10 protein-coding genes and 3 pseudogenes are annotated in these 16,263 nt (G+C 63.5%); 6 read left to right on the forward strand and 7 right to left on the reverse strand.

The window, feature by feature from the left end; genetic code table 11:
* Nucleotides 1–304 precede the first annotated feature (304 nt).
* Nucleotides 305–2,343 (forward strand): annotated as a pseudogene (locus tag AC0V8S_RS00645) (long-chain-fatty-acid--CoA ligase).
* 59 nt (nucleotides 2,344–2,402) lie between these two features.
* Nucleotides 2,403–3,088 (forward strand): annotated as a pseudogene (locus tag AC0V8S_RS00650) (class I SAM-dependent methyltransferase).
* Here AC0V8S_RS00650 and AC0V8S_RS00655 read toward each other — a convergent pair.
* Both AC0V8S_RS00655 and pgi read right to left on the reverse strand, forming a co-directional pair.
* On the reverse strand, nucleotides 3,085–3,807 hold the full coding sequence (locus AC0V8S_RS00655; RefSeq protein WP_475436408.1) for an HAD family hydrolase: 723 nt from the start codon (nucleotides 3,805–3,807) through the stop codon (nucleotides 3,085–3,087). The pseudogene AC0V8S_RS00650 and the gene AC0V8S_RS00655 overlap by 4 nt on opposite strands.
* A gap of 5 nt (nucleotides 3,808–3,812) precedes the next feature.
* Nucleotides 3,813–5,457, reverse strand: a pseudogene (gene pgi / locus AC0V8S_RS00660) (glucose-6-phosphate isomerase).
* Nucleotides 5,458–5,760: 303 nt separating this feature from the next.
* Between pgi and pdxR the strand changes: the two are divergent.
* Nucleotides 5,761–7,254, forward strand: a complete 1,494-nt coding sequence (gene pdxR, locus AC0V8S_RS00665) for a MocR-like pyridoxine biosynthesis transcription factor PdxR (protein ID WP_475436409.1) — start codon at nucleotides 5,761–5,763, stop codon at nucleotides 7,252–7,254.
* Between the two features lie 192 nt (nucleotides 7,255–7,446).
* Nucleotides 7,447–9,036: a trimethylamine methyltransferase family protein gene (locus tag AC0V8S_RS00670; protein ID WP_183455896.1), complete on the forward strand. Its 1,590-nt coding sequence runs from the start codon at nucleotides 7,447–7,449 to the stop codon at nucleotides 9,034–9,036.
* A 12-nt stretch (nucleotides 9,037–9,048) separates the two neighbouring features.
* On the opposite strand, the gene AC0V8S_RS00675 is transcribed toward AC0V8S_RS00670, so the two are convergent.
* The 4 genes from AC0V8S_RS00675 to AC0V8S_RS00690 form a co-directional block, all read right to left on the reverse strand.
* Nucleotides 9,049–9,447, reverse strand: coding sequence for a hypothetical protein (locus AC0V8S_RS00675; RefSeq protein WP_183455894.1), 399 nt, complete (start codon nucleotides 9,445–9,447; stop codon nucleotides 9,049–9,051).
* Between the two features lie 65 nt (nucleotides 9,448–9,512).
* Nucleotides 9,513–10,901: a chromate efflux transporter gene (gene chrA, locus AC0V8S_RS00680; RefSeq protein WP_475436412.1), complete on the reverse strand. Its 1,389-nt coding sequence runs from the start codon at nucleotides 10,899–10,901 to the stop codon at nucleotides 9,513–9,515.
* Nucleotides 10,898–11,716, reverse strand: coding sequence for a chromate resistance protein ChrB domain-containing protein (locus AC0V8S_RS00685; RefSeq protein ID WP_475436414.1), 819 nt, complete (start codon nucleotides 11,714–11,716; stop codon nucleotides 10,898–10,900). Before AC0V8S_RS00685 ends, chrA begins: the two co-directional genes overlap by 4 nt.
* A gap of 288 nt (nucleotides 11,717–12,004) precedes the next feature.
* Nucleotides 12,005–13,810 (reverse strand): IlvD/Edd family dehydratase, encoded by a 1,806-nt coding sequence (locus AC0V8S_RS00690; protein ID WP_475436415.1) that lies wholly within the window; start codon nucleotides 13,808–13,810, stop codon nucleotides 12,005–12,007.
* A 149-nt stretch (nucleotides 13,811–13,959) separates the two neighbouring features.
* Between AC0V8S_RS00690 and AC0V8S_RS00695 the strand changes: the two genes are divergently transcribed.
* The gene (locus tag AC0V8S_RS00695; protein WP_475436417.1) at nucleotides 13,960–14,409 is read left to right on the forward strand and encodes an SRPBCC family protein; all 450 of its coding nucleotides are present in this window, start codon (nucleotides 13,960–13,962) and stop codon (nucleotides 14,407–14,409) included.
* Nucleotides 14,410–14,485: 76 nt separating this feature from the next.
* On the opposite strand, the gene AC0V8S_RS00700 is transcribed toward AC0V8S_RS00695, so the two are convergent.
* Complete coding sequence (locus AC0V8S_RS00700; protein WP_475438550.1) at nucleotides 14,486–15,664, reverse strand: Mrp/NBP35 family ATP-binding protein; 1,179 nt, start codon at nucleotides 15,662–15,664, stop codon at nucleotides 14,486–14,488.
* A 213-nt stretch (nucleotides 15,665–15,877) separates the two neighbouring features.
* On the opposite strand from AC0V8S_RS00700, the gene AC0V8S_RS00705 reads away from it, so the two are divergent.
* A complete protein-coding gene (locus AC0V8S_RS00705; RefSeq protein WP_475436419.1) occupies nucleotides 15,878–16,255 on the forward strand; it encodes a VOC family protein in 378 nt (125 codons plus the stop codon).
* Nucleotides 16,256–16,263 lie beyond the last annotated feature (8 nt).

Genomic DNA, 16,263 nt, shown 5'->3' on the forward strand with positions numbered 1-16,263 from the left:
CCACTCACGAGATTGTTAACGACCGCATTTTTTTATTGATCCGGCATCTGGCGACATCAACGCCGCGTCCGCCTTCATCCGATCGTCGATGTGGAAAGATACCGGTTGCAAGTGTCGCCGACGGGAAGATTTTCGGCGGCAAATCTTTCGGCGCCTTGCCGCAGGGGCAAGACTTGCACCGCCGCCGATAGAGGCAATACATAGATGGATATGCTGGCGGCAGCGGAGGACGTCTCTGTCAATTCGGAGGCGGGCGCGGCACAGGCGACCAAACGGGCGAACAAGAATTGCTAGGGAGGAACGGGTGGCAAAAGCATCGAAGACGCCGGTGAAAGCGTCGGCCAAGGCAGTCTCGAAACCAGCTGCCGCCGACGGGCAAGGCAAAGCTGCCGCCAAGGCCGCGACCGCCAAAGCCGAGGCAAAGCCTGCCAAGACAGCACCGGCGGCAAAGGCTGCCACCACCGCCAAGGCCGCTGCGAAGCCGGCAACGAAAGCCGCCCCGGCAAAGATCTCCGCGACGAAGACTTCTCCGACGAAGACTCCGGCAAAGACTTCTCCGGCAAAGACTGGGCAATGAAAGCCGGGGCGCCAGCGAAGGCAGTGCCGGCATCGAAACCGGCGACGGCTGCCACCAAGCGGCTGCCGAAGGCGCTGACAGAACTTGCTGCCGGCCTGCCCGAAAAGCCGTGGCTCAAGAGCTATCCGAAAAATGTGCCGGCCGAGATCGGTGCGTTGCCCTACAGTTCGATCGGCGATTTCCTGGTCGCTGCCTGCAAGCAATTTTCCTCCCAGCCGGCCTTCACCTGCATGGACAAATCCATCAGCTACGCCGATGTCGAGCAGTTGTCGGCGGCCTTCGGTGCCTATCTGCAATCGAAGGGGCTGCAAAAGGGTGCGCGCGTCGCCCTGATGATGCCCAACGTCCTGCAATATCCGGTGGCGATGATGGGCATCCTGCGCGCCGGCTATGTCGTGGTGAACATCAATCCGCTTTACACGCCGCGCGAGCTGGAACACCAGCTCAAGGATTCCGGCGCACAAGCCATCGTCATCCTGGAAAACTTCGCCAACACCTTGCAGGCGGTAATCGCCAGGACCGCGGTCAAGCATGTCGTGGTGGCGGCCATGGGCGACATGCTCGGCGGCCTCAAGGGCACGATCGTCAACTTCGTCGTGCGCCGCGTGAAGAAGATGGTGCCGGCATGGTCGCTGCCTGGACATGTCAAGTTCAACGTGGCGATGAAGGCCGGCGCCGGCCTCGGCTTCAAGCCAGCCAAGGTTGCAGCCGACGATGTCGCCTTCTTGCAATATACGGGCGGCACCACGGGCGTCTCCAAGGGCGCCACGCTGCTGCACAGCAATGTGCTCTCCAATGTCGTGCAGAACGCGCAGTGGATGGAAGACGCCTATACGATCAAACCGAAACCCGCGCACCCGAACTTCATCTGCGCGCTGCCGCTCTATCATATCTTCGCGCTGACCGTGAACGCATTGATGGGCATGCAGCAAGGTGCCCGCAACGTGCTCATTCCCAATCCGCGCGACATTCCAGGCTTCGTCAAGGAACTGGCGAAGTATCCGGCCCACATCTTTCCCGGCCTCAACACGCTGTTCAATGCGCTGCTCAACAATGAGGATTTCCGCAAACTCGACTTCAAGCCGCTGGTGCTGACACTGGGCGGCGGTATGGCGGTGCAAAAGGGCGTCGCCGAACGCTGGAAGGCGTTGACCGGCTGCCCTGTCACTGAAGGCTACGGCCTGTCGGAAACCTCGCCGGTGGCCACCGCCAACAAGTTCAGTTCCGGCGACTTCACCGGCACGATCGGCCTGCCGCTGCCCTCGACGGAAATCGCCATCCGCGACGACGACGGCAACAATTTGCCGCTCGGCGAGGTCGGCGAAATCTGCATCCGGGGACCGCAGGTGATGGCGGGCTACTGGAACCGGCCTGACGAGACCGCCAAGGTGATGACCAAGGACGGCTACTTCAAGTCAGGCGATATGGGCTTCATGGACGAGCGCGGCTACACCAAGATCGTCGACCGCAAGAAGGATATGATCCTGGTCTCGGGCTTCAACGTCTATCCGAACGAGCTCGAAGAGGTCGTGGCGATGCATCCAGGCGTGCTCGAAGTGGCGGCGATCGGCGTGCCGGACGAGCACTCCGGCGAAGTGCCGAAGCTGTTCATCGTCAAGAAGGATCCAGCCCTGACCGCTGAAGCCATCACCGCTTTTTGCCGCGAGAACCTGACCGGTTACAAGCGGCCCAAATACATCGAGTTCAGGACCGAATTGCCGAAGACGCCGGTCGGCAAGATCCTGCGGCGGGCGCTGCGCGCCTAGTGAGGGAAGATTCTGTCCGCGACGAGGCGGCGGGCAACGGTTCGCCGGACAAGGATTCGCTGGACCGGCGCCCGCGCCTCGGCCCGGCGGAATTCATCAAGGCCAACATGCGCCTCGTCCCGGTGCCGGCGCTTCCTGAAATCCTGTTTACACCGCCCATCCGGGCAGCGGGTTGAGACGACTCGTCGACCCTGAAGACGATGCCAGCGAGGACGCGCCGGAACCGCAGCCGCCCTACTGGGCCTATGCGTGGGCCGGCGGTACGGTGCTGGCACGCTACATCCTTGACCGTCCAATGAGCGTGGCGGGCCGCCGCGTGCTGGACCTCGGCGCCGGCTCCGGCATTGTCGGCATCGCCGCGGCGAAAGCCGGCGCGCGTGAGGTGATCGCCGCCGAAATCGACCGCAACGGCGTCGCCGCGCTCGGCCTCAACGCGGCGGCGAACGGCGTCAAAATTACCATTGTCGATGGCGATATCACCGGGGGCTCGCCGCCCTTGGTCGATCTCGTGCTTGCCGGCGATGTGTTCTACGGGCGGGACGTCGCTGAGCGCGTCATGCCTTTTTTCGACCGCTGCCTTGCCGCCGGAATTGAGGTGCTGGTCGGCGATCCGGGCCGGGCCTATCTGCCGCGCTCGCGATTGCGCCTGCTTGCCGAATATCAGGTGCCGGATTTCGGCGACGCGAAAGACGCCGCCGCAAGGCCGAGCGGCGTCTTTCGTTTCGAGGCCGAACCTGACGGTTAGACCGTCTCCCTGACTCGTGCCGAAAGGAAATCCGGCAGGTCGGCAACCGAATCCAGGATGACGTCGGCAATCTCGGCCAGCGATTCGCGCGTGCCGGTGCCGGAGAGCACGCCCACCGCCAGGCCGCAGCCGCCGGCGCGCGCCATTTCGAGATCGTGGCGGTTGTCGCCGACCATGGCGATCTCCGACGGCTTCAGGCCGGTGAGATCGCAAAAGGCCTGGATGGTGTCGGGCGCCGGTTTCGGATTGGCCACCGCGTCGTAGCCATAGGCGGCGTCGAACAGTTGTGCGACGCCGAGCGTAACCAAGGTTTTTTCCGCACCGCTGGTGGAATCGTTGGTGGCGACGCCAAGCCGGTAGGACCTTTTGTGCAGTGTTGCCAACGTGTCGACGATGCCCGGCAGCGCCACCGCCATCGATGAACCCTGTACCGAGGTGATCTCGTTGAAGCGGGCGACGGCCAGCATCTGGTCTTCGTCGGACAGACGCGGGAACCATAGCTCGACGACGTCCATGTTGGTGCCCGAGGCAAAGATCGAATCGGGCTTGAAGCGCCGGTTGGCGAAATCGAAGCCGGCGGCCGCGAGCAGCCTGTCGGCCTTCCAGCGGTCGCCATCGGATGCGTCCATGGCCATGAAGTCGGCGATGCCGAGCCAGGTCGCGTTGAAGTCGACAAGTGTCCCGTCCTTGTCGAACAATATGCCCTTGATGTCTGCCAAATCAGTCACTCCGAACCACGCAATTGGTGGATGCGTTCCACAAGGCCCCTGGTCGAGGCGTCCCGGTTTGCGGCGCTTTCCTTGCCTTCCACGACAGGCAGCAGGCCGGTCGCCAGTTCCTTACCGAGTTCGACGCCCCACTGGTCGAAGGAATTGATGTTGAACAGCGTGCCCTCGACGAAGACGCGATGCTCGTAGAGCGCGATCAGCCGGCCGAAGGTGCGGGGATCGAGCTTGCGATAGAGGATGGTCATCGAAGGCCGGTTGCCGGAGAAGACACGATGCGGCGCTATCTTGTCGACGTCGGCCGGCTTCATGCCCTTGGCCAGCATCTGCGCGCGCGCCTCGTCCAGCGTGCGGCCCTTCATCAGAGCTTCCGATTGCGCCAGGCAATTGGAGAGCAGCAGGTCATGCTGGTGCTTGAGCTCAGGCTCGTGGCCGACCGCCGCTGCCAGGAATTCGACCGGGATGAAGTCGGTGCCCTGGTGCAGAAGCTGGAAGAAGGCGTGCTGGCCATTGGTGCCCGGCTCGCCCCAGACCAGCGGCCCGGTCGGCGTCGCCACCGGCGTGCCGTCCAGAGTGACGCCCTTGCCGTTCGATTCCATATCGAGCTGCTGCAGATAGGCCGGCAGCCGGGACAGGCGCTGATCATAGGGGATCACCGCGCGGGCCGGATAGAAGCAGATCACCCGATGCCACCAGCCGACCAGCCCGAGCAACGCCGGCAGGTTCCCGGCGAGCGGCGCGGTGCGGAAATGCTCGTCCATCTCGTGGGCGCCGTCGAGGAAGGCGCGGAAATTCCGCCGGACCGACGGCAATCATGACGGGAAGGCCGATGGCGCCCCAGACCGAATAGCGGCCGCCGACCCAGTCCCAGAAGCCGAAGACGCGATCGGATTCGATGCCGAACTTGGCCACCAGGTCGAGCGCCGTCGAGACGGCGGCGAAATGCTTGCCGACCGCCTGCTTGCCGAGTGCCTTCTGCACCCAGTCGCGCGCCGTCTGCGCATTGGTCATCGTCTCGACCGTGGTGAAGGTCTTGGAGGCGATGATGAACAGCGTGGTTTCGGCCGACAGGCCCTTCAGCGTGTCATGGATATGGGCGCCGTCGATGTTGGAGACATAGTGCGCGCGCGGCCCGTCATGATAGGGGGCGAGCGCCAGCGTCGCCATGGCCGGGCCGAGGTCGGAGCCGCCAATGCCGATGTTGACGATGTCGGTGATCTTCTTGCCTGTGGCACCGGCCGCTTTGCCGGAGCGGATGGCATCGGCGAAGGCGCCCATCGCGTCAAGCACGGAAAGGACATCCGCCTTGACGTCCTGGCCGTCGACCGTGACGCCCTTGCCGCTGAGGTTGCGCAGCGCCGTGTGCAGCACGGCGCGGTCTTCGGTGATGTTGATCTTCTTGCCGGCGAACATGGCGGCGCGGCGGCCTTCGAGATCGGCGGCATCGGCCAGCTTTTCCAGCAAGTCCATGGTGACGGCGTCGACGGCGCATTTCGACCAGTCGAGCAAAAGGTCGCCGTCGCTGGCGGAGAATGTCTTGAACCGCTGCGGATCGGCGGCGAAGGCCTGGCGCATGCTGGCAGGTGCCGCAGCGCGATGATCGCGCAAGGCGGCAAGCTGTTTCTGGAAGGCTGACTTATCCACTGGCGGGGGGCTCCTGGCGTTTTTCGACGTACTTTATCAGACCGGATGTTTCCGGCGCGTGTCGTCGCGACAAACCTATTGAGCCGAATTCCGTGCGGTCAATACGCGGCGATGCCGCATCGCATCACGATGCGATGACACAATGTGTCACTGCGGGCGGCCACGGAGCCCGATTTTGGCTGAAGGATCACTGGCATAAATCCCAACGATCAGAAAAATTGATTGGCGCAACCCCTTGTGCCACCCATACACTCGACTGGTCCAGCCAAATGAAAATGGCTGGCCATCCGAGGAAGATTTCCCATGCCACAGCGCAACGACACGGCCATATGGTCCGGCCTGTTCCGGATTTCGGCCGAATCCGGCCAAACCCTGCAGGCGCAGATCCGCCAGGCCATCGTGGCCGCCATTCTCGACCGCCAGATCGCCGCTTCGATGCCGCTTCCCTCCTGCCGCATCCTGGCCGAAAAACTCGGCGTCGCACGCGGGACGGTAGTGCTGGCCTTCCAGCAGCTCGTCGACCAGGGGTTCCTGGTGGCGCGCGAGCGGCGCGGCCATTTCGTCAATCCCGACGTGCTGGCGACGCCGGCCAAGCCGCACCAGAAGGCGCCCGACCAGGCCAATGAGATCGACTGGAAGGCGCGCCGGCAGATCGCCGCCAGCGACATGCCGCCGCCGGCCAAGCACGAGAACTGGATCAAGTCGTCCTACCCCTTCGTCTATGGCCAGTTCGACCCGGCGCTGTTCCCGACCGCCGAATGGCGCGAGTGCAACCGCATGGCGCTGGCCGTGCTCGAGATCCGCAACTGGGCGTCCGACATGGTCGATCGCGACGATCCGCTGCTGATCGAACAGATCCAGGCGCGGCTCTTGCCCCGGCGCGGCATCTTCGCCAATCCCGACGAGATCATCGTCACGCTGGGCGCCCAGAACGCGCTCTACATGCTGGCTTCGCTGCTGATGACCAAGGGCTCGAAGGTGGCGATGGAAGACCCTGGCTATCCCGACGCGCGCTCGATCTTCCGGCTTGCGGGCGCCGAGATCCAGCCGGTTCCGGTCGATCAGTCCGGCATCGTAACCTCTTCCATCCCCGATGATTCCGGCTTCGTCTTCGTTACGCCCAGCCATCATTGCCCGACCATGGTGCCTTTGTCGGCCGAGCGGCGGCAGGATCTTCTGGCGCGCGCCAACCGGCACAACCAGATCATCATCGAGGACGGCTATGACAGCCAGCTTCTCGACGAGGCGCCGCAGCAGGCGCTGAAGAGCCTCGATCGCTCCGGTCGCGTCGTCTATGTCGGCTCGATGTCGAAGACGCTCGCTCCCGGCCTGCGGCTTGGCTACATCGTCGCCTCCGCTGGACTGATCTCGGAGCTCAGGGCGCTGCGCCGTTTCATGCTGCGCCATCCGCCGGCCAACAACCAGCGCGCCGTCGCACTCTTCCTGTCGCTCGGCCATCACGAGGCCCTGGTGCGGCGGCTGTCGAGCGCCTTCGACGAGCGTCGCAAGCGTCTGGTCCATGCGATTTCCGCTTTCCTGCCGGAATGGCGCTCGACCGACTCGGCCGGCGGCACGTCGCTCTGGCTCGAAGGGCCACGCGGTACCGATTCCCGCGGTTTGGCCGAGGCCGCCGCCTCGCGCAGCGTCATCATCGAGCCGGGAGACCGCTTCTTCGACCGCACCGAAAAGCCTTCGCGTTTCATGCGGTTGGGCATTTCCTCGATCGCGCTGCAGCATATCGAGCCCGGTATCCGCGAACTGGCCACCGCCGCCGGCCGCAGACCGGCAGCGGCCTGATCCACGCGCTCTATCCATTGACCGGAGCCGCACACGTGCGGCTCCGACTTCTTTAGCTCTGGCATATGCAACCGGACCGGCTGGCTCATAGTCTGTGCCAATGCCGGCGGCATAGTCGTGGCACAAAGGGGAAGAAACAGCCGATGGTGGACCAACCGCCGCCCTGTTTCCGAGAAAAGGTGGAGTGCCTCCATGTCAGTGGTTCTTGAAAAGCAGGAAGCAGCAGTGGATCAGCGCTCGCGCCGCTCCGGTGGACGCGAAGCGCGCCGTGCCATGCGGGCAGCACCGCTGGCCGACGACATCAGGCCGGTGCGCGCCGGCCTCGAGGGCGGCAGCTACGGACCGTTGCGCGGCAACGACCAGGAGCGCATCCACGAGGCGGTGCTGACGCTGCTGGAAACCGTTGGCTTCGCCAATGCCATCCCCTCCTGCATCGAGGCGCTGACCAAGGCCGGCGCCACCTATGGCGATGACGGCCGCATCCGTTTCCCGCGCGCGCTGGTGCTCGACACGATCAAGAAGGCAGCGCGGAATTTCACCTTGCACGGCCAGGATCCGAAACACGACATGGTGATCCAGGGCAAGCGCGTGCACTACGGTACGGCGGGTGCCGCCGTCCATCTGGTCGATGTCGAGAAGCGCGAATACCGCGAATCGCTGCTGCAGGACATCTATGACGCCGCCCGCATCGTCGACGGGCTCGACAACATCCATTTCTTCCAGCGGCCGATGGTGCCGCGCGACATTCCCGATCCGCTCGAAATGGACTTCAACACGCTCTATGCCTGCGTGATGGGCACGTCCAAGCATGTCGGCACCTCGTTCACGGTGCGCGAGAACGTGCAGCCGGCGCTGGAAATGCTCTATGCCATTGCCGGCGGCGAGGAGAATTTCCGCGCCCGGCCGTTCGTGTCGAACTCCAACTGCTTTGTCGTGCCGCCGATGAAATTCGCCGAGGACGCCTGCGGCGTGCTCGAGGCCTGCGTCGACGGCGGCATCCCGATCCTGCTTTTGTCGGCCGGACAGGCCGGCGCCACCGCTCCGGCGGCGATTGCCGGTGCGGTCGTGCAAGCGGTGGCCGAAGTGCTTGCCGGTCTGGTCTATGTCAACGCCATCAAGCCGGGACATCCGGCGATCTTCGGTACCTGGCCGTTCGTGTCGGATCTGCGGACCGGCGCCATGTCGGGCGGCTCGGCCGAGCAGGCGGTGCTGACCGCTGCCTGCGCGCAGATGGCGCAATTCTACGACCTGCCGGGCGGTTCGGCCGCCGGCATGACGGATTCGAAACTGCCCGACATCCAGTCCGGCTACGAAAAAGGCATCACCGACGTGATGGCCGGCTTGGCCGGGCTCAACCTCGTCTATGAATCGGCCGGCATGCATGCCTCGCTGCTCGGCTTCTGCCTGGAAAGCCTGATCATCGACAATGACATGCTCGGCCACTGCCTGCGCTGCGTGCGCGGCATCGAGGTGACCGATGAGGCGCTGTCGATCGACACCATCGCTGATGTCTGTCTGAGAGGTCCCGGCCACTATCTCGGCAACGAGCAGACGCTGCGGCTGATGCAGACCGAGTATTTCTATCCGGCCGTCGGCGACCGGTTTTCGCCGAAGGAATGGAACGAGAAAGGCCGGCCCGACATATTGCAGCGCGCGATCATCGAGAAGAAGCGCATCCTTGCCGAACGCTTCCCGCGCCATGTCGCAAAACTGCTCGACGACAAACTGCGCGCCCGCTTCGGCGACATGATCAAGCTGCCGCGCGCCAATATGGGCGGATAAGCCCGTTTCCGGTCAGTCCGTGCCGAGCCCATAGCGCTCGACGACTTCGGCATTGATCAGCTTGGCGTGCAGGGCCATCAGCACGATCTGGGCATCGAAACTGTCGCCGGCTTCCACCGCGTCCTCGATCCGGCGTTCCACGTCCTGCCGCTGCTGCAAGCCATGCGCGCTTTCGAAGGTTTCCGGTCCGGCAATGCAATAGCTGAACAGCCGCGCCACATCGGGATAGGCCTGTAGCGGCGGTTCGTCGGGCCAGCGATCCTTCATCAGATTGACGATGGTGAGTTTCACGCCCTCCGGCACCAGGGCGGGATGCAGGTCGGCGCCGCGCAAGGCGGTGTCGAGCTGCCTCAGATCGCCCGAGCGGCCGAACATGCCGAGGAAACCGAGGGAAGAGCGTCGTTGCGCCATGATGTTCCAATCCGTTTCCAACCACTTAGGTGGTCGGAAAGCGGAATACAAAGGCAGGCGGACATCTAGCCGCTTACCGCCAACAATAAGACACCAGCCAAGGCCGACCCGGCGAGCGTCGGCAGCATGCCGATCTTCAGCTTCAGGATGGCGATCATAGCGGCCAGGGAAAGCAGCGCGGCACGCCAGTCGATCGACGAAACCACCGGCACATTCATGCCGAGGCTCAATGCGTGCACCTCGCGGAAAACCACGTGCAAGGCAAACCACAGAGCGAGATTCATGATGACGCCGACGACAGCGGCGGTGATCGCGCCGAGCGCTGCCGACAAGGCCCTGTTGCCGCGCAGGGCCTCGATATAAGGCGCGCCGAGGAATATCCAGAAAAAGCACGGCGTGAACGTCACCCACAAGGTCAGCAGCGCCCCAAGCGATCCGGCAAGCAACGGGTTCAGTGAGCCGGCGTGGCGGAACGCGGCGATGAAGCCGACAAACTGCAACACCAGGATGAGCGGACCAGGCGTGGTTTCGGCAAGCCCAAGTCCATCGACCATTTCACCAGGTGCGAGCCAGCCGAAGGACTGCACGGCTGCCTGCGCGACATAGGCCAGCACCGCATAGGCGCCGCCGAAGGTGACGACCGCCATCAGGCTGAAGAACCGGCCTATCTCCGTCCACACACTGGCGCCGGTGAACCACCAGATGACGAGAACCGGTCCGAGCCAGATCGGCAGCCAGATCGCGATAGTGCGCGGCGCATGCCATCTGGTCGGTTTGACATGTGTCAGCTCGCCGCGCTCGAACATCAGGTCGACCGCTCCCTTGATGTCGGCAACATCGCCCTTGCCATGCGCGGAGCTGGAAAACAGGCCGGGGACCATGCGGTCTCCCAGCCATCCCGTCAGGCCGGCGAGCAGGATGATGAGCGGAAACGGCACATTCAACGCATAGATGGCGACGAATGCCGCGACCGCGATCAGCACCATGGCTGGGTTTTTCAGAGCGCGCCGTCCGATGCGGATCACCGCCTCGATGACGATGGCAAGCACCGCCGCCTTCACCCCGAGGAAAAGCGCCTCGACGAGCGGCATGTCGCCATAGAGCATATAGAGGCTGCTCAAGACGAGCATGACGAGCGCGCCGGGCACGACGAACAGGATGCCGGCGACAAGGCCGCCGACCGTCCGGTGCAGCAGCCAGCCGATATAGATGGCGAGCTGCTGGGCCTCCGGGCCAGGCAGCAGCATGCAGTAGTTCAGCGCGTGCAGGAAACGCTGTTCGCCGATCCAGCGCCGCTCCTCGACCAATTCCCTGTGCATCAAGGCGATCTGCCCGGCGGGCCCGCCGAAGCTGAGCAGTCCGATCTTCGCCCAGACCTTCACGGCCTCGGCAAAGGTCGGCGCAGCCGGCGCCTCGAGGTTCCCCGCCTCACGTGCAGGCGCAACAGCGCTCATGACGGTTTGCTCGCGCTGGGCCAGTTGTGCGTTTCCTCGGTGGCGTCACGGCACCAGCGGAAGAACGCATCGTAGAGCAGCATGCCTGCTTCCAGCTGTTCCAGATCGTCGCGAAACATCCGCGACAGGCCAAGCGAGGCGGCCAGAAAGCCGGCGGCCTGGGGCACCAGATCGAGGCTTGCGGTGTCGGCCGCGCGCACGATCACGGCAAGGCGATCGAGCGCTGTGGATTCCAGCCCGAATTCCTCGATCATCGTATCGAAGGTGCAGCGATCGCCGCGATGGCTCCAGAACGCAGCGTCGATGTCGAAAGGCACCGCCTTGAAGCGGTCGGCCACGGCAGCCACCTCGGCCGCCTCGACGAACAGGAAGACCGCATGCGGATCGACGAAACGCCGGATCAGCCAGGGGCAAGCGATGCGGTCGACCTTCGGGCGGGACCGCGTCACCCAGACGGTGCGGCCTTTTTCATCGCGCGGCGGGAGCTTTTCGGTGCGAACCAAAAGCCCATTTGCGTCGCGCCACGCTTCGAAGCCGCCTTCGAGGGATTCCGCGGAAATTCCCTCGTGCCGCAGCCATGCGGCGACACCTTGCGAGAGTTTCTGGCCTTTCTGACAGACGACGGAGACTTGCCTGCCGGCAAATTCGGCGGCCCAGGTCGAAACGGTTTTGAAATCGCGCCGGCATGAGGCCGGCAGCAGGCGCGGATCGGCGTCGAAATCCTCGTCGATACGGACATCGATGATCGCGGGTGCACCCGGCAGACCGACCAGACGGGACAGTTGCGATACGGTGATAGCGGTAGTTGACGGCATGGCGTCCACCTCCTGATAGAGAAGCTTGGACGCGAACGTTGGGCTGACGCCTCACGGGGTCGTCGCGATGCACCCCTTGGTCATGATCGTGGATTTGTTGGGCGCGCTTGTCAAGGATCGTGACCGGAACGCGCCACCTCAAAACGAAAAAGGGCTGCCGGCCCAATTGCACAGGGCCGTCAGCCGGTCGATCCGATATCGGTGATTGCCGCCAGGAATAATCGATGACTATCCCTTGGAATAATCAATGATTATCCCCGGAGCAATCAGCGATTGTCTCCGGAGCAATCAGTGATTGTCCCTGGGCACGCCTCTGGTGTGCGCGACATCCTGGTATTTCACCGCCGGCTTCAGCACCATTCCCTGGTCGAACTGGTCGACCATGCCACGCTGGATTTCCTGCCATGGCGTCTGGTGCTGCGGATAGTGATAGCCGCCATCGCTCTGCAGCGCCGCGCGCCGCTTGGCGATCTCGTCGTCGCTGACCAGGATGTTGGCGGTGCCCTTGTTCAGGTCGATGCGCACGCGGTCGCCGGTCTTGAGCAACGCCAGTCCGCCGCCAATGGCGGCTTCCGGCGAGGCGTTGAGGATCGACGGCGAGCCCGACGTGCCCGATTGGCGGCCATCGCCAATGCAGGCCAGAGCATGTATGCCCTTCTTGATGAGATAGGCCGGCGGCTGCATGTTGACGACCTCGGCACCGCCGGGATAGCCGACCGGGCCGGCGCCGCGCATGAACAGGATCGTATGTTCGTCGATGCCTTGCGCCGGATCGTCGATGCGGGCGTGGTAATCCTCCGGCCCGTCGAAGACCATGGCGTTGCCTTCGAAGGCTTCCGGGTCCTTCGGGTTGGACAGATAGCGCTCGCGGAACTCCGGCGAGATGCCACTGGTCTTCATGATCGCCGAATCGAACAGATTGCCGCTGAGGTTGATGAAGCCGGCATTGGTCTTCAGCGGCTTGTCGACGCTGCGGATGACGTCGGCGTTTTCGACGACCGCCGCCTTGCAATTGTCGCCGATCGACTTGCCATTGGCGGTCAGGGCATCGGGATGCGGCAGCAGCCCGCCCTTCATCAGCTCGGCCACCACGGCCGGCACGCCGCCGGCGTGATGGTAGTCCTCGCCGAGATATTCGCCCGTCGGCTGCAGATTGACGATGAGCGGCACTTTGAGGCCGATCTTCTGCCAGTCGTCATTGTCGAGCGGCACGCCGAGATGGCGGGCAATGGCGTTGAGATGGATCGGCGCATTGGTGGAACCGCCGATCGCCGAATTGACGACGATGGCGTTCTCGAAGGCCTTGCGCGTCATGATGTCGGACGGCTTCAGATCCTCATGCACCATGTCGACGATGCGTTTTCCCGTCTCGTAGGCGATCTGGCCGCGCTCGCGGTAGGGCGCGGGGATGGCGGCCGAGCCCGGCAGCTGCATGCCGAGCGCTTCGGCCAGCGAATTCATCGTGGTGGCGGTGCCCATGGTGTTGCAGTAGCCGGTGGAGGGCGCCGAGGAGGCGACGATGTCCATGAACTCGTCATAGTCGATCTCGCCGGCCGACAGCCGTTGGCGCGATTCCCAGACGATGGTGCCGGACCCGGTGCGCTTGCCCTTGTGCCAACCATTGAGCATCGGGCCGACCGACAGCGCGATGGCCGGAATGTTGACGGTGGCCGCCGCCATCAAAAGCGCCGGGGTCGTCTTGTCGCAGCCGATGGTCAGCACGACGCCGTCGAGCGGATAGCCGTAGAGCACTTCGACCAGGCCGAGATAGGCAAGATTGCGGTCAAGTGCTGCGGTCGGGCGCTTGCCGGTCTCCTGGATCGGATGGCAAGGAAACTCGAAAGGAATGCCACCCATCGAAACGATGCCCTCGCGCACGCGCTTGGCGAGCTCGATATGGTGCCGGTTGCAAGGCGACAGATCCGAGCCGGTCTGGGCGATGCCGATCAGCGGCTTGCCCGACATCAACTCGGCACGCGTCAGCCCGTAATTCAGGTAACGCTCCAGATACAGCGCGGTCATTCCCGGATTGTCGGGGTTGTCGAACCACTCCTGCGAGCGGAATTTTTTCTTCTTGGTGGGGGCGCCGGCCATCACGGTCTCCGTATTTGTATGACAAATCGATATGACAACGCGTCACTGCAAGCAAGGGGCACGCGCGTTCCTAACCCGCACTTTGGTGCGATAGACACAACAGCGCCCCTGCGCTAGGGCTTCAAACCATTCTTTCTGGGAGGTTCTTGATGGCTTTGGTGATCGAAGGCGAGGAACGCATTGCCGCACCCCTGCAAAAAGTCTGGGAAGCGCTGAACGATCCCGAAGTTTTGAAGGCGACCATTCCCGGTTGCCAGAGCCTCGAGATGCAGTCACCGACCGAAATGACCGCGACGGTGGTGGTGAAGATCGGGCCGATCAAGGCGACCTTTAACGGCGAAGTGACGCTGAAGAACCTCAAGCCGCCGCACTCCTACACCATCCAGGGCGAAGGCAAGGGTGGCATTGCCGGCTTTGCCAAGGGCGGCGCCGACGTCACGCTGACCGAGGATGGGCCGGATGCCACGGTGCTCAAATATGCCGCCAAGGCCGATGTCGGCGGCAAGATTGCCCAACTTGGCAGCCGGCTGATCGAATCGACGTCGAAAAAACTGGCCGGGCAGTTCTTTTCGAGCTTCGGCGAGAAGGTCGGCGGCTGACCGTCCCGCTAGAGCAATTCCAGGAAAAGTGCGAAGCGGTTTTCCGTCCGGAATTGCGTCAAAAACAAATAAGGCGTCACTCGAAGACGATGCTTGGCACCGCCGCTTCGGCCGCGCTGCGTTCTTCATTGACCCTGTCCCAGACCTTGGCGGCGATGTCGCGATAGGTTTTCGCCTCGGCGCTATCGGGCTTCGAGACAACCACCGGCGCGCCGGCATCCGAGCTTTCGCGGATGCCCATTTCCAGCGGCACTTCGCCGAGGAAGGTGACGCCAAGGCGTTCAGCCTCGCGGCGCGCGCCGCCATGGCCGAAAATGTCATAGCGCTTGCCGGTGTCCGGTGCGATGAAGTAGCTCATATTCTCGACGATGCCGAGCAGCGGCACGTCGACCTTCTTGAACATATTCAGCCCTTTGCGGGCATCGATCAGCGCCAGGTCCTGCGGCGTCGAGACAATGACGGCGCCGGCCAGCGGCACCTGCTGCGCCATGGTCAATTGCGCGTCGCCAGTGCCGGGCGGCATGTCGACGACGAGCACGTCGAGCCGACCCCATTCGACCTCGCGCAGCATCTGCGTCAACGCCGACATCACCATCGGCCCGCGCCAAATCATCGGCGTCTCCTCGTCGACGAGGAAGCCCATCGACATCACCTTGAGGCCGTAATTCTCCATCGGTTTCAGGATCTTGCCATCAACCGTCTGCGGCCGGCCATGGATATTGAGCAGCTTCGGCATGGACGGGCCGTAAATGTCGGCATCAAGCACGCCGACCCGCAAGCCATTGGCGGCGAGACCGAGCGCCAGGTTGACGGCGGTGGTCGACTTGCCGACGCCGCCCTTGCCCGAGGCAACCGCGATGATCGCCTCGATGCCCGGCACACCGCGCTTGCCCTGGCTGTGCGATGCGGGGGCATGCGGAGCAGCGCGCGGTGCGGCAGCAGCAGGCGGCGGTGCCGGCCTGGGTGCGGGGCGCACTGGCACCGGCGCCTCCATGCCGCCGCCCTTTTTCTCCGCCGTCAGCGCGACGACGGCGCCGGCGACGCCGGGAATTGCTTTCACCACACGCTCTGCGGCGGCGCGCAGGGGTTCCATTTCCTGCGCCCTGGCGGCGGGAACAGTGATCGAGAAGAACACCTTGGAATCGGCGATGAAAATCTCCGAAACCATGCCGAGGTCGACGATGTTGCCGGTGAAGTCCGGCCCATTGACCGTCTTCAGTCGCTCGGTGACGATTTCCTTGGTGACGGACATGATCTTTCCTCGGCGTTTGGCAATCCAGATAGTGCAGTTTCCGGCGAGAACCAAGCCGTGACGCAAAGGCTTGCCCGGCGTGCCGCGGAAAACGACCGATGCTGTCGGATTTTGCCGGATGACGCTTCCTGTCGCTGATCGCCGATGGTCAAATGGATCGCGCGCCCTATTTCGGTTGCCTGAGCGAGGACACGACAATCCGGGAAGGAGACGGTCATGCTCGAAAACAGCAACGCAACGGCCAATCTCGCCGTCAAGGACTTGGCAAAGGCAAAAGCCTTCTACGAAGGCACGCTAGGCCTCAAGCAGGTCGACGACATGGGCGGCGAGCTTGTCGTCTACAAAAGCGGCGACACGCTCATCAATGTCTACCGGTCGCAATTTGCCGGAACCAACAAAGCGACGGCACTAACCTGGACGGTCGGCGAACGGATCGGCAATGTCGTCAAATCGCTGAAATCGAAGGGCGTGGCCTTCGAACATTATGAGATGCCCGGCCTGACGCTCGAAGGCGACATCCATGTCGGCCACGGTATGAAGGTCGCCTGGTTCAAGGACCCCGACGGCAATATCCTGAATCTCGTCGACAAATAGGCTTCGGC

This window comes from Mesorhizobium oxytropidicola (genome assembly GCF_056174625.1).

Excerpts from the sequence above, each read along its gene's own strand:
- AC0V8S_RS00705 (WP_475436419.1), top strand. The coding sequence starts at position 15,878 with ATGCTCGAAAACAGCAACGCAACGGCCAATCTCGCCGTCAAGGACTTG.
- AC0V8S_RS00695 (WP_475436417.1), top strand. The coding sequence starts at position 13,960 with ATGGCTTTGGTGATCGAAGGCGAGGAACGCATTGCCGCACCCCTGCAA.
- AC0V8S_RS00675 (WP_183455894.1), bottom strand. The coding sequence starts at position 9,447 with ATGGCGCAACGACGCTCTTCCCTCGGTTTCCTCGGCATGTTCGGCCGC.
- AC0V8S_RS00690 (WP_475436415.1), bottom strand. The coding sequence starts at position 13,810 with ATGGCCGGCGCCCCCACCAAGAAGAAAAAATTCCGCTCGCAGGAGTGG.
- pdxR (WP_475436409.1), top strand. The coding sequence starts at position 5,761 with ATGCCACAGCGCAACGACACGGCCATATGGTCCGGCCTGTTCCGGATT.
- AC0V8S_RS00670 (WP_183455896.1), top strand. The coding sequence starts at position 7,447 with ATGTCAGTGGTTCTTGAAAAGCAGGAAGCAGCAGTGGATCAGCGCTCG.
- chrA (WP_475436412.1), bottom strand. The coding sequence starts at position 10,901 with ATGAGCGCTGTTGCGCCTGCACGTGAGGCGGGGAACCTCGAGGCGCCG.
- AC0V8S_RS00685 (WP_475436414.1), bottom strand. The coding sequence starts at position 11,716 with ATGCCGTCAACTACCGCTATCACCGTATCGCAACTGTCCCGTCTGGTC.